Genomic DNA, 13,320 nt, shown 5'->3' with positions numbered 1-13,320 from the left:
CCCTCGAGGTCATAAGCCACTAAAGAATTGAAGACAAAGAACGTCTTCTATTCTTTAGCGTCTTATGCTTGTCGGGCTGATCAAGGCGCTTGCGCTTTTGTTCTCAATCACGTTGTTGAAACTCTTCCATTAGCGTTTCAATCCGGTCAAACTGAACGTTCTCTTTGACGACCTTCGCTAAAAGTTCAAACCCTGCTTCTTTTTTCTGAGAGAACGACTGACGTTCATGCAGCGGTTCTAAGCCCTTCCGAATTCTTAGCTGATTTAGTAGTGCTATCCGAAAGTCATCATTATGAAATAGTCCATGAAAATAAGTGCCAATCACTTGTCCATCTTCTGTCATTGCCCCGTCACTACTATTTACAAGTTTGATAAACGGTCGATATTTCGCATAGAAATTAGTTTCTCCCATATGAATTTCATATCCTTTTACATCGTATTGCTGTTCAAGGTAAGTAGCTATTCCTTCGGAGTTTATTGTTGTCTTTTCCTGTGTAATTTCCGTTATCATTGGCAGAAGATTTAACCCTTCAATTTCAGACAATGAAGATTCTACCTGATACGGGTCTGTAATCATCTTCCCGAGCATTTGATAGCCGCCACATATTCCAATGATGACGGTTTTGTTTGCAGCAAGGTCTAAAATTGCCTGTGTGAGCCCTTTTTTATGGAGATTTTTCATGTCCGCAAGTGTATTTTTACTCCCAGGGAGGATAAGTAAATCCGGGTGTCCAAGCTCTTCGGCATGTTGAACAAATCGAACATGACAGTCTTGTTCATCCATAAGCGGGTCAAGATCGGTAAAATTAGAAATGAATGGATGGCGGATAACTGCTATATCAAGCTCCTTGCTCCAATTTTGCTTTGTTGTGTATTTATTTAAAACAACAGAATCCTCTGCTTCAATAAATAAATCATCAATATAAGGAATCACACCTAGCACGGGGATATCCGTATACTGCTCAAACCAATCAAGCCCAGGTCGAAGCAATTCAACATCGCCTCTAAACTTATTAATCACGACACCAATAATCCGTTTACGATCACTTTGTTCGAGTAATTGAAGAGTACCTACTAAACTAGCGAAGACGCCTCCTTTTTCAATATCACCTACTAAGATGACAGGTGCGTCAGCGATTTTGGCAACCCTCATATTAACAAGCTCACGGTCATTTAAATTAATTTCAGCAGGACTGCCTGCTCCTTCAATAACAATCCGTTCATATGACGAAGCTAATCGTTCATACGCCTCACGAATAATTTGCAGTCCTGTTTCAAAGTAATCCTGTCGATATTCGCCAGCTTCCATGTTTTTATATGGCTTCCCGTTAACAACAATTTGTGACTTATCAATCCCACTTGGCTTAATCAAAATCGGATTCATATCTGTTGTCGCAATGATGTTAGCAGCCTCTGCTTGTACTCCTTGCGCTCTGCCAATTTCCTTGCCGTCTATTGTTATGTATGAATTCAACGCCATATTTTGTGATTTAAAAGGCGCCGTTTTATAGCCTTGTTGAACAAATATTCTACAAAAAGCTGTTACAATTGCACTTTTACCTGCATCTGAATGTGTACCTTGAATCATTAATGGCACAGCCTTGTTCATTTCGTTTCTCCTCTTTATTTGGATGATAAAATTAAAATTCAATACCTTTTACAGCTGGAATGCCTTCATCGTAATAGTGTTTTTCTGCATCAATAACTGAAACTAAATCAGCAATTTCCTTTACTTCATCCTTAGCACTCCTACCAGTTATCACAAGGTGAACATGTGAAGGCTTATTTTTCATCATCTCAATTACTTCAGCCAATGGCAGGACATCATCAATCGGAAATGTTTCAATTGCTAACGCATTGTTAAGCTCATCTAACACAACGACATCGTAATTCCCACTCATGACTGCTTCTTTTGCCTTTGGCCACGCAATTCTTAATGCTTCTCGATGCTCTTCAGGTGTTTTCGTCCATGTGAAACCAATTCCAAGCTGCTCAATTTCAACACCTAGCTTTTCTAAAGCAATTTGTTCACCATAAGAACGTTGTGGTGATTTAATAAATTGTAAAATCTTCACATTTAGACCACGCCCAACGGCACGAACCGTTAATCCTAATGCTGATGTTGTCTTCCCTTTTCCATCACCTGTATAGACTAGTGTTAATCCCCGCTTCTTATTTACGTTATCCATCTTATCATCCTCGCTTACGATTAGTAACTATTAATTGAATTATTCACCCTTTGTTGAAACACCTGCAGATTCAAATGTTGCCATTTCTTTAAGCATCAATGTCGCTGCTTTCATAATTGGGAAGCCCAGTGCTGCCCCGGTTCCTTCTCCTAGTCTCAGGTTCAAATCTAAAATCGGTTCTTTACCTAATAAGGAAATCGCTGCTTTATGTCCTGGTTCAGCTGATTGATGCATAACAAACATGTAATCATTCGCATTACTTGAAAGTTTACTTGCTAGCAATGCTGATACTGTACAAATAAATCCATCAACAAGAATTGGTACTTGTCTACTAGCTCCAGCAAGCATCGCTCCAGTCATCCCGGCAATTTCTAATCCACCTAGCTTCGCTAAACAATCAAGTGCATCGTCTCGATTAGGATTTCTCCGGTTAATTGATTCCTTAATGATTTCAGCTTTACGAGCTAATCCTTCAGAAGTTAGTCCTGTTCCGATTCCAACCAAATCGCTTACATCCTGACCACTTAACACCGCAAGTATGGCACTGCTAGCTGAAGTGTTCCCAATTCCCATTTCCCCAAGGATGAGACATTGTGCGCCTTTATCAATAAGGTTTAAACCTTGTTCATAGCCTATCTCAATCGCTTTCTCTGCTTCTTCCCGAGTCATTGCATCTTCACGAAAGAAATTCGCAGTACCATAACGTACCTTTTTATTAATAAGCTGTTCATCGTCTATATCTTTCGCAACACCAATATCTACAATCTCAAGAAAGGCACCAATCTCTCTACTAAATACATTGATAGCAGCTCCACCTTGTAAAAAGTTACGAACCATTTGCTCAGTCACATCCTTTGGATATGCTGAAACGCCTTCATCAGTAATCCCGTGATCGGCTGCGAAAACTAATACTCCAGGCGGGGTAACTGACGGGAATTGTTCACCTTTTATTTTCGCAAGCTCAATTGCAAGTTTCTCTAAACGTCCTAAGCTTCCAATCGGTTTTGTTAATGTATTAATATAATCACTTACTAAAGTGCCGGTTTCTTCATTTACTTTTGGTATCGTATCAAGATTTATGTTCATCATATTCCCTCTTTCATTTTTTATAAAAAAATGCATAGAATTGCTCATAAAACTACCTGGAAAACTTGACTTATCCTTTAATAGAATTCTTGTATTCTAGACATCTTTTAACCCAATTTTCAGCTATCTTAGGACATGAGCCAAAATGCAGATGTGTGTAACCAGCGATAAGGTTTTCAGTCGCATAACCTTCCAATTGAGTTCCCCTCATCCCTGTTGTTTCAAAAGCATATGGTATCTCTTTTTCAATCGTGTGAAATGTTGAATAATGAAACTCATGACCTCTTGCAACTTGTCCTTTTAACAAAAAATGTTCATGGTTTCCTTTTACTTCTCGATAACCTAATGCGGCTAACCTTGTTTGCATGTGAACGTCTCCAGGAATGACCCCAACCATTTGATATGTTTCGGAGTTTGATGTTTTAATTGAATTCGTTAAATACATAAAGCCGCCACACTCAGCAATGGTTGGAAGACCCGATTGGATAGCACGTTTAATCGAAAGCCTCACACCGCTATTTTTTTCAAGTATTCGAGCGAATTCTTCTGGAAATCCGCCTCCTAAATATAAACCATCAACATCATTTGGCAACTCCTCATTTGCTAAAGGTGAAAAGTAATAGAGCTCTGCCCCAAAATGCTCGAGAAGTTCAAGGTTCTCAGGATAATAGAAATTGAAGGCTGCATCTTTAGCAACAGCAATTTTTACCTTTCTATCCGTTTGAGTACCAAATAGAGAAGTAGAAGGTAGTAAAATTTCCTCAGTTTCTGCTAAATCTAATAATCTTTCTACATCAATCGTCTCTAGTACGTTTTCTCCAAGGTTGGTAAAAAATGAATCTAGCTCTCCTCTTTCGATAGATGGGATAAGTCCTAAATGTCGTTCAGGTATTTCAATATCTAGCTCCCGCTTTAAATAACCGATAACCGGTATGTTACACTCTTGTTCTATTGCCGCTTTGACAAGCTGATAGTGACCCTCACTACCGACCTTATTAGCAATTACAGCTACTAGATTCACATCTTCAGCAAATAACTGAAAGCCTTTCACAATCGCTGCTGCACTTCGGGCCATACTTTCACAATTGACAACAAGTAAAACGGGACTTTTTGTTAACATACTAATCTCTGCCGTACTACCTTCATTACTTAAAGGTTGCTTGCCATCGAAAAATCCCATCACACCTTCTATAATAGAAATATCAGCACCCTTTTGTCCATGGCTTAAGATATCTAATACCCGCTCATCTGATAGCATCCAACTATCAAGGTTCCGTGACACACGTTTTGTTACAGCTGTATGATAAGAAGGGTCAATATAGTCTGGACCACATTTAAAGCCTTGTACAATGAGCCCCTTTTTTATTAATGCTGCCATTAAGCCTAGTGTGACAGTTGTTTTTCCAACACCGCTGCCAGTACCGGCTATGACAATTCTTCTATCTGTCATCGTTTAGCACTCTCCCTATGCCTTTTCGTTTAGCCTCAGCAAGTAGTTTTCAAGTGATTTAAAAGTTGCCTGATACACAGCTTGGCCAATGCTTTTACCGATCGTTGTCCCCGACCCAGCATAAAGTTTAGCTTCACCACGCTGCGTAACGCCAATGATAATTGCATCTGTTGAAGTACCGGTTGCAATAGTTTTAGTGACAGGGTCAATAATTTGCAGCTCATTGAGCACCTTTACTTTTGCTTCAGTAACAGACATCATGGCATTAATGAGCGCCCCATCCGTTAAGTGTGCATCAATAAATAGCATTGTATTTATCGTCCCGATAGTACGGTTCTCTTCAGTATCAATTTGTGCAGTAATATCAACAGCATTACCTGTTCCAGCCGTAACAACAACGAAAATTGGTATTCCTAAATCGTTATATGACAACATCACAGCATCTTCTAAATTGACAGCTGTCATTAAACCACAAGTATGTTTAGTTGGTATAGCGTTGCTTGAAAGCAGATTTGTAAGGTCTTCTACAGGTGTTGCGCTGTTATATTGCTTATCAACACGTACATTGACAAAATGTTTTGACCAATTTAACCCTTCACCAATGACACTATTTGAAATTGTTCTTAACGGCTTATTAAAATGAACATGAATATATTCTTCTGTTTTCGTCATTTGATAAGAATTGTCAAATGACTCCTTAGGCATTTCCTGAGTAAGATTAGGAGTCAAAAGCAGCTGTGGCTTTGCAATTGTCGGATGTGATTGTTGCTTAAGCTCAATGTCAAAAACTTCTTGTAGGATATTACTATCCTTTAATATCGTTGCATCCCCGACTTGTAGTAACTTCCCATCTTGCAACAGGCCAATTCGGTCTGCATATAGTGAGGCAACATTAACATCATGAAGAATTGCAAAGATTGTTAAACCCGTTTCATATTGTCGAGCTTTTAATAGGTCAAGTAATTGAAGGGTGTGTTTTAAATCAAGATGGTTCGTTGGCTCATCTAATAATAAAATTTCAGGCTCTTGTGCTAAAGCTTTTGCTAGTAGCACTCTTTGCTTCTCCCCACCACTTAACACTCTAAATGTTTTCGAACGGAATTGGCATGTATCTGTCAGTTGCATAGCCGATTCAATCACTTGCCGGTCCCTTTTAGAAAGCTGCTTTATAAAACCAGTTTGATGAGGGTATCTACCTAAACTAATAATTTCTTCCACTGTATAATCGAAGGAAACTTCAATCTCTTGGGTTAAGACTGCCATTTTTTTCGCCTTTTCAAGCTTCGTCATCTCAAAGAGATTTTTATTACTAATCCATATTTCCCCTTCTGTTACTGGTAGCTGCCCAGTAATCAGCTTAAATAAAGTCGTTTTCCCACTTCCATTTTGCCCTAGTAAAGCGAAAAATTCACCTTTATGTATTTCTAACTGTAATCCCTTCAATATCGGGACATTATAGCCGCCTGTTAAATTCGTAACTTCAATGATGTTCATCACCTCCGCCCCCGCTTTTCTCTTATTAGTAGAATCGCAAAAACAGGTGCACCAATCAATGCTGTCACAACACCAATCGGTAACTCTTTCGGTGCAATAATGCTTCTTGAAACTAAGTCAGCTAAGATGAGAAACGCTCCCCCAACTAATAGCGACAAAGGTAAAACATGACGATGGCTTGGACCTACAATAAGCCGAACTAAATGCGGAATAACAAGTCCAACAAATCCGATTGAGCCGGACACTGCAACTGCTGAACCCGTTAATAGTGATGCACCGATCAAAATAAAAGCCTTCTTCCTTTTCACGTTCACTCCTATATGGTCGGCCGTATCCTCACCAAGCGCTAGCGCATTTAGCTCACGATGATGGTAGATAAGGATAAGTGAGCCTGCTAGCATAAACGGAATGATAAGTTGAACGTGGCTCCATCCCCGCATTCCGACACTTCCATATAACCAATAAATAATTTGTGTCATCGATTCACGGTCACTCAAAGAAATGATCAGAGATACGATTGCACTAAAAAATGAGCTCACAATGATTCCAGCTAATAAAATTGTTTCAATCGCTAAACTACGACTACTTAATCTCACTAATCCAAAAACAATTAATAGCGTCACAAATCCAGTAACAATTGCCAAAATAGGGAGTGTAAAACTCCCTAATCCGATAAGTGTAAATTGAAAAAATAACACAACAACAGCCCCGAGCGAAGCACCAGAAGATACTCCGATTACATAAGGGTCTGCAAGAGGGTTCCGTAACAACCCTTGAAAGGCTGCACCAGCTAATGCCAATGATGCCCCAACAAAGAATGCTAACAAAACTCGAGGCAAGCGAATATTCCAAATAATCATCTCTTCGTTTCTCGCAATATGTTCGAGCGCACCGATATGAAACGTTTTATCGAATATGATCTGCACGATCGTATTTATAGGGACTTTTACACTACTATAAAATAGACCAAGCAAAATCGTAATGAGAACAAATGTAATACTAAAAATATAAAATAAAGTTACTTTATTTGTTAAAAACTTCCGGATAGATAAGCTCGGCAAGCGTCTCGACTCCTTCAATTAGACGAGGACCCGGTCTTGTAACCGTATCATTGTCTACATCAAAAACTTGGTTATTTTTAACCGCAGGGACTTCCTTCCACCCATCACGGTTTAACACTTGCTCACTTGGATTCTCAACATAGTATCCATAAGTGGTGATGACAACATCTGGATTTAGTTTAACCATTTCCTCTTCAGTTAATTTCACCCAACCATCTTGGTCTTCTGCAACATTTGTTGCGTTAATTGACTCAAGCATTTCGTGCATAAATGTGTTTTTACCAGTTGTAAAAATATCTGGTTCTGGTGAAACCTCTACCCATACACGTTTCTTCTCTGAAATCGATTCCTGTGCTTTTTTCTGTATTGCTGCTAAACGGTCCTGCATATCTGCGACAATTTCTGTAGCTTTATCTTTTGTACCAGTTGCATTTCCAAGCATTTCGATCGTTTTATAAACATCCGCAAACGAAGTTGCACTACCGACAACGATACATTTAATACCAGCTTCTTCAAACTGCTTCAATAAATCTGGATGTGTTTTAAAGTGATAGTCCGTAACTAGTGCGATATCTGGCATTAGTGATAAGACAAGTTCTCCATTGATATCCTGTCCACCAACTTTTTGAATCTCAAGTGCTTCCGGTGGATAATTATCATAATCTGAAACACCAACAATTTTATCTCCAAGTCCTAATGCAAATGCTATTTCAGTATTACTCGCTTGGATAGATACAATCGTTTCAGGTTCCTTCTCAATCGTTACTTCGCGACCAGCATCATCTGTAAAGGTGACAGGGAATTGAACATCCGTCTCCTCTTTTACTTCACTACTTTTGATATCATTGCCATTCTCAGCTTCTTTACCTTCATTAGTTGTTCCACAGCCAGCTAATAACCCTATTGTTAACAACAAAGCAAGACATAGGAACCCCCATTTTTTCATAAAGTATTTCACTTGATATTCCCCCTACATATTTTTTAAACATACAAAAAAACGCTTTTCTCTAGTGGAAAGCGTTGTGTAAAGGCAGCATTCAAAATACTAAGTAAATTAAATTTGCAATCTCCATTTGTTTATGTAATAACTATGATTGCATGCACTTTAAACATCCTTTCCTCGAAGAAGCTTAAAAAAATAAATAGGCAGGTCTCCTGACTTACGGACTATCAGCCTGTTACTCCTTCCCATGCATCATACACAGTGGATTATCGATACAGACCTACTCGTTTACAGTGGCGGGACCGTGTTGGATTTCCACCAACTTCCCTCTTAGTCTTAAATCACTCTAGTATTTAAGAAACCTATTTATGTTCATATTTGATTTTTGTATGTATGTGAAGTGATTATAGTACAATCCTTGCAAATTGTAAAACAAATTTCGACAATCGTCTTAAGATTGTTGTTTTTTATATGGATGTTTATCCGATATTGTTACATAGATTACTTTAGAATACTTACTCATCACTGATTCTGGAGTTAATCTACGATGTCATCATTATTGTTAATAAACGAAATACAAACCAAAATATAATTGGATATATTACAAATACTAAAAATAATTATATATTGATATTGGCTTTTTTACAGGTCTAATCTAGTTATTATTTTCGATTTTAAATTAGACGGGACTCACTCAATATTAACTTGATTAGCTACATTTAGCGCAAGTTACAACAAACATATAGAAAAAGGCTTCATTTATAATTAGGAGCTCGTAACGAACAGTTTGTTATCTTCAATAACAAGCTAGTAAGCTTGGGAAAACATTTCCTGGGCAAGCGCAAAATCAGACAGATATTGGCAAATTATGATGTGCTTTATTCACTTTTACACTTGCATTTATATACGGTTATACCGTACTAAAATAAATCTAATATGGAATGAGGACTAGCATATGAATGATAATCCAGAAAATGAAGAGCAAATTACAAACCAGTATTACACAAATATAGAGCTTGCCAATATTCAAAAAGAATTAGCTGAAAGAAAGATGGGATTTCGAAATTCTTTGCATAGATTAGACAAGGCAAGTAAATCCAATCCAGAAAAATAAATGAATTTCTTCTAGGATGCTTTAAATATGATTGCTATTTAAATTCAATAGAACCAACTTCTTAACTAGATTAGTTGTATAAATCCTCTCATGTCATTTGAATATCTTCTTTGTAAAAAGCATGAACTGTCATTTAGTATTTCGATAGAATAACTCGGTTTTAAATAAAGAGTAAGAAGCTCACGATTACGATTATATGTGAGCTTCCTCCATGTAATTGTCAATTTACCCTTCTCCCCCATAAATCGCAACATATTGCCGTTCAGGTACAAACTGGCTACCATTCCATCTCAAAACAGTTTGAACATACCCTAAAGAGTCTGCATTATATCGACCTGCAATTCGTTGGTATGCTTCAAGTTCATATGTTCCGTCACGATTAAAATCAATTGGATATAAGCCTGATAACGGGTTAACCCATCCAGTTATCGGTTCAATTAGTTTACCATCTCTCGTGTAAATTTCTGATAAATACTGTTGCCCTTTATATGTCAAATCAATCACAAATTTTTCATTTACTTTATGGCTAATAACCGACGCTTTATAGTGCTGTTCATAAGCTACATCATAAGTAAAGGCTGATTGGAAGGAACTATCATTAAATATTTCCTGAAAACGACCGTTTATATAAGAATATACTGCTGCATTAATCGCCCCACCACTACCACCTGTATCAGAAATAATCAGGATATCATTTACCTTATTACCGGTCACATCCCCAAGAAATAAGGTTGGATTGTAACCCTGGTTATTTTTCAACTGGATATGTGTCTGTTTTTGAGTCCTTCCATTAATAATCACGAGCGTGATATTTCGCCAAAACGGACTGTCGGGAGTTTTAATTGCGGTTAGGTAGACTAAGTCTACTACACCATCTCCAGTTACATCCCCATGTTTACTTACAACAATTGAGGGTCTTACAGATTGATTCAATTCTCTGTAATAGTACCCGTCATACATCCATTTTTGATTATAATCATCCATCATCATCCCACCTATTTTGTGTTTATTCAATCATATGCAAATAGAACAATAAAGCACCTTTTCTTTAGCAAGGCACTAGGCACAAAAGAAACTTAACTTGAATACAATATCCTATTCGTTGTTGTGAGGTGAAATGATGATCCTTCCTACGATATTATCAGGACCAATTGTTAGAAGAGTTGATCCGAAAGCGATTTATTTATGGATAGCACTCAGTAAAAAATGCAAAGTACATGCAAAACTTTTTACAATTACCAAACTAAAAAACGAGGAAAAATATGATTATAAGGATTTGTACGCAATTTCAAATGAAGAAGTTATCCAACTCGGAAAGAATCTATATATCTATTTAGTGAAAATCACACCGAACCAACAGAAATTATTTCCTACTGAAACATTGCTTGGATACAATCTATATTTTACTGATAAAGAAAATCTAACCTCTGATTTAAGTGATTACCAGCTATTATCATCAGATAATCCCGCTTCAATTGTTTATGGGAAGTTAAAATATCCAAGTTTTTATATAAATGAAAAGGAAGATACACAATTTTTATATGGTTCATGCCGGAAAATCCATGGTATTGGAAAAGATGCTCTCGCACGTGGCGACTATGTCCTACATGAACAATTACTGGATACAAATCATCGGCCGAGCGCCTTATTTTTAATGGGAGACCAAATCTATGCAGATGATGTTGCAGATGAAGTCGCGCCTTTTTTGTCTCATTTAGGACATTTCTTAATTGGGAAAGATGAAAATATCATTCAACTCGATTCATCCCTCAATAAATATGAGAACATAATTAATGGTACTGGTTACAGAGAAGATTTAATTAATGATAAAAGTAAGTTTACTTCTGCTCATACTAAAAACCACTTAATGAGACTAGGTGAATATTGTACTATGTATTTACTTAGCTGGAGTCCAGAAATCATGTCTCTAGCAATCTCCTATGTATTAAACGATGTCTCTGCTGAGGAAAAACAATCACATTTTCTCACGCAATTCCAAGAAACACTTCCACAAGTACGACGTTTATTTGCCAACATACCTACTTACATGATATTTGATGACCATGACATAACAGATGACTGGAACATTAGCTTTGAATGGAAAAACCGTGTTGAAAACTCGCTACTAGGAAGTCACCTTATTGCGAATGGTTTAACAGCCTATTGGGCATTCCAAGGCTGGGGAAATGCCCCTGATTCGTTCCCTGATAGCTTTAAAGACACAATTCAAAACTATGTAACTTCATTTTCGATTGGGACGATTCAATATGAAACTTGGAAAAATACATTATTTTCTTTTCAACAGTGGCATTATGTCGCGCCAACAAGACCACATTCTCTAGTATTAGACACCCGCACACAACGGGCATACCCTTCTTTTCATGAAAAGAGTAGCAACATCAATGGACACCAAGGACCAGTCTTAATGAAAGATTCTGCATGGGAAAATGTTTATAATCTTCTTATTACAAACGGTTATGAAAAAAATACCCCTCTAATCATTGTATCTGCCACACCTGTTTATGGAATCGCGATGGTCGAATCGTTTCTCACCCAATATATCATGCCACTTTCTAAACTGCATGGTTCTGTACGTACGACTTTTGATTTAGAATGGTGGCAATTTAGTCATCGCGGTATGCAAAAATTTTATGAGCAGCTTTCAGATTGGGACCCAAGTGTTTGTATTCTTCTAGTTGGCGACGCACATATGGCCTATTCCTTACAAACAACCTTTTACTCAAAACGAAAGAAAATGAGAAAGAAAATCTATCAATTTACAAGTAGTCCATTACACAATCAAACATTCACAGGATTTACAGGTCTTCTTTTAAAAGTCTTGATTTCCCTCTATTCTAAGCTTAAAGGATTAAATAAACAGGGAATTAATATCGAAAATGCTTTAGATGAAGTGATTTATTATGAATTTGAGGATGGAAGTATAAATGAAAATAAAAATAATCTAGGCTTAGTTACAATTAATGAGGACGATATAATCCAGGCCTACTTAAGAAACGAACCCCAACATGACCATGTACAAAGATTCTTAAAATAGAGAAAAGGTGACTCAAAAAATGCATCAGTTTGAGTCACCTTCTTTCATTATTCTACTTTTTCAAGTTGAAAATAGGATTTAAGAAAATGAGAAACCCCATCTTCATCACAAGTAAATTGTGTTACATCATTTGCAAGTTCTTTAATCGTATCAGGGGCATTTTTCATTGCCACTGCATGGCCAACAAATTGCAGCATTGGTATATCATTGTTACTATCACCAATCGCCATAACTTCATCTTTGTCTAAATTGAATTTGTCCAAAAATTGCTTAATACCCGTTGCTTTATTTACATTCGCTACCATTAATTCTACATTATGCTCTGAAGAGGTTGATGTAGAAAAATCCATCATCTTCTTCAACTGCTCCAATTCATTTTTCCATACATTTATATGTTCTTTTGACCTTGCAAAAAAGTAAAACTTCGAAAATGTTGTACCAACAATTTGCTTTGTCCATTCAATTTTTTCTTCAATGGCTTCTTTACGAGATAGCCACTCATTAATACCTACACTATCCGGTTTCGGCTCGGCTATTTCATTGATCACATATTCTTTGTCTTGTTTCAATGTCAAACGCGAACTACGATACGGGAATAACTCATAATATATTTTGTTTTCTCGTGCCTTTTCAATGACTACTTCAACTAATGCTCTAGAAAGCGAATGTTCAAATATTACTTCATCATCGATATATCCAGCCATCCCATTAGACGTGATATATCCATCCACCATAAATCCTTCAGGTACTACTTCAGCTATTTCATCGTATGAACGACCTGTTGCGATAAACACATATGTACCTAATTTCCGAAGTTCATCAATCATTTCCTTCGTCTGAATTGTGACTTTATTATAATGATTTAGTATCGTTCCATCCATATCTAATAATATCGCCTTCGGTTTACCTGTCACTGCTGATTCCTCTC

General features: G+C 37.2%; 11 protein-coding genes and 1 riboswitch. Of the genes, 2 read left to right on the top strand and 9 right to left on the bottom strand.

Going from position 1 to position 13,320, the window contains the following annotated elements; translation table 11 throughout:
• Positions 1–103 precede the first annotated feature (103 nt).
• From J2S19_RS01160 to J2S19_RS01130, 7 genes are all read right to left on the bottom strand, one after another.
• Positions 104–1,609: a cobyric acid synthase gene (locus J2S19_RS01160; RefSeq protein ID WP_307335937.1), complete on the bottom strand. Its 1,506-nt coding sequence runs from the start codon at positions 1,607–1,609 to the stop codon at positions 104–106.
• Between the two features lie 31 nt (positions 1,610–1,640).
• The gene (locus J2S19_RS01155; protein WP_307335934.1) at positions 1,641–2,189 is read right to left on the bottom strand and encodes a cob(I)yrinic acid a,c-diamide adenosyltransferase; all 549 of its coding nucleotides are present in this window, start codon (positions 2,187–2,189) and stop codon (positions 1,641–1,643) included.
• Between the two features lie 39 nt (positions 2,190–2,228).
• Positions 2,229–3,278 carry a nicotinate-nucleotide--dimethylbenzimidazole phosphoribosyltransferase gene (gene cobT, locus J2S19_RS01150; protein ID WP_307335931.1) on the bottom strand — a complete coding sequence of 350 codons (1,050 nt, stop codon included), beginning with the start codon at positions 3,276–3,278 and terminating at the stop codon, positions 2,229–2,231.
• A gap of 67 nt (positions 3,279–3,345) precedes the next feature.
• Complete coding sequence (locus J2S19_RS01145) at positions 3,346–4,725, bottom strand: cobyrinic acid a,c-diamide synthase CobB (protein WP_307335929.1); 1,380 nt, start codon at positions 4,723–4,725, stop codon at positions 3,346–3,348.
• A gap of 15 nt (positions 4,726–4,740) precedes the next feature.
• On the bottom strand, positions 4,741–6,219 hold the full coding sequence (locus tag J2S19_RS01140) for an adenosylcobinamide amidohydrolase (protein ID WP_307335926.1): 1,479 nt from the start codon (positions 6,217–6,219) through the stop codon (positions 4,741–4,743).
• A complete protein-coding gene (locus tag J2S19_RS01135; RefSeq protein WP_307335923.1) occupies positions 6,219–7,280 on the bottom strand; it encodes a FecCD family ABC transporter permease in 1,062 nt (353 codons plus the stop codon). The genes J2S19_RS01140 and J2S19_RS01135 overlap by 1 nt, the downstream gene beginning before the upstream one ends.
• Positions 7,243–8,226, bottom strand: a complete 984-nt coding sequence (locus J2S19_RS01130; RefSeq protein WP_503128643.1) for an ABC transporter substrate-binding protein — start codon at positions 8,224–8,226, stop codon at positions 7,243–7,245. Before J2S19_RS01130 ends, J2S19_RS01135 begins: the two co-directional genes overlap by 38 nt.
• Before the next feature lie 182 nt (positions 8,227–8,408).
• Positions 8,409–8,604: riboswitch (cobalamin riboswitch) on the bottom strand.
• A 574-nt stretch (positions 8,605–9,178) separates the two neighbouring features.
• On the opposite strand from J2S19_RS01130, the gene J2S19_RS01125 reads away from it, so the two are divergent.
• Positions 9,179–9,337 carry a hypothetical protein gene (locus tag J2S19_RS01125; protein WP_307335916.1) on the top strand — a complete coding sequence of 53 codons (159 nt, stop codon included), beginning with the start codon at positions 9,179–9,181 and terminating at the stop codon, positions 9,335–9,337.
• 225 nt (positions 9,338–9,562) lie between these two features.
• Here J2S19_RS01125 and J2S19_RS01120 read toward each other — a convergent pair whose 3' ends face one another.
• Positions 9,563–10,321 (bottom strand): YybI family spore inner coat protein, encoded by a 759-nt coding sequence (locus J2S19_RS01120; protein ID WP_370875004.1) that lies wholly within the window; start codon positions 10,319–10,321, stop codon positions 9,563–9,565.
• A gap of 136 nt (positions 10,322–10,457) precedes the next feature.
• Here J2S19_RS01120 and J2S19_RS01115 point away from each other — a divergent pair, with 136 nt between their 5' ends.
• A complete protein-coding gene (locus J2S19_RS01115) occupies positions 10,458–12,392 on the top strand; it encodes a metallophosphoesterase family protein (protein ID WP_307335913.1) in 1,935 nt (644 codons plus the stop codon).
• A gap of 47 nt (positions 12,393–12,439) precedes the next feature.
• On the opposite strand, the gene J2S19_RS01110 is transcribed toward J2S19_RS01115, so the two are convergent.
• Complete coding sequence (locus J2S19_RS01110; RefSeq protein ID WP_307335910.1) at positions 12,440–13,306, bottom strand: HAD family hydrolase; 867 nt, start codon at positions 13,304–13,306, stop codon at positions 12,440–12,442.
• Positions 13,307–13,320 lie beyond the last annotated feature (14 nt).

The sequence above is a fragment of the Metabacillus malikii genome (genome assembly GCF_030813355.1).
Taxonomy (GTDB): Bacteria; Bacillota; Bacilli; order Bacillales; family Bacillaceae; genus Metabacillus; species Metabacillus malikii.
Note: the sequence above shows the minus strand (reverse complement) of the source record. Positions and strands in the feature narration are given on the sequence as shown.

Excerpts from the sequence above, each read along its gene's own strand:
- J2S19_RS01120 (WP_370875004.1), bottom strand. The coding sequence starts at position 10,321 with ATGGATGATTATAATCAAAAATGGATGTATGACGGGTACTATTACAGA.
- cobT (WP_307335931.1), bottom strand. The coding sequence starts at position 3,278 with ATGATGAACATAAATCTTGATACGATACCAAAAGTAAATGAAGAAACC.
- J2S19_RS01125 (WP_307335916.1), top strand. The coding sequence starts at position 9,179 with ATGAATGATAATCCAGAAAATGAAGAGCAAATTACAAACCAGTATTAC.
- J2S19_RS01140 (WP_307335926.1), bottom strand. The coding sequence starts at position 6,219 with ATGAACATCATTGAAGTTACGAATTTAACAGGCGGCTATAATGTCCCG.
- J2S19_RS01160 (WP_307335937.1), bottom strand. The coding sequence starts at position 1,609 with ATGAACAAGGCTGTGCCATTAATGATTCAAGGTACACATTCAGATGCA.
- J2S19_RS01130 (WP_503128643.1), bottom strand. The coding sequence starts at position 8,226 with ATGAAAAAATGGGGGTTCCTATGTCTTGCTTTGTTGTTAACAATAGGG.
- J2S19_RS01155 (WP_307335934.1), bottom strand. The coding sequence starts at position 2,189 with ATGGATAACGTAAATAAGAAGCGGGGATTAACACTAGTCTATACAGGT.
- J2S19_RS01115 (WP_307335913.1), top strand. The coding sequence starts at position 10,458 with ATGATCCTTCCTACGATATTATCAGGACCAATTGTTAGAAGAGTTGAT.
- J2S19_RS01145 (WP_307335929.1), bottom strand. The coding sequence starts at position 4,725 with ATGACAGATAGAAGAATTGTCATAGCCGGTACTGGCAGCGGTGTTGGA.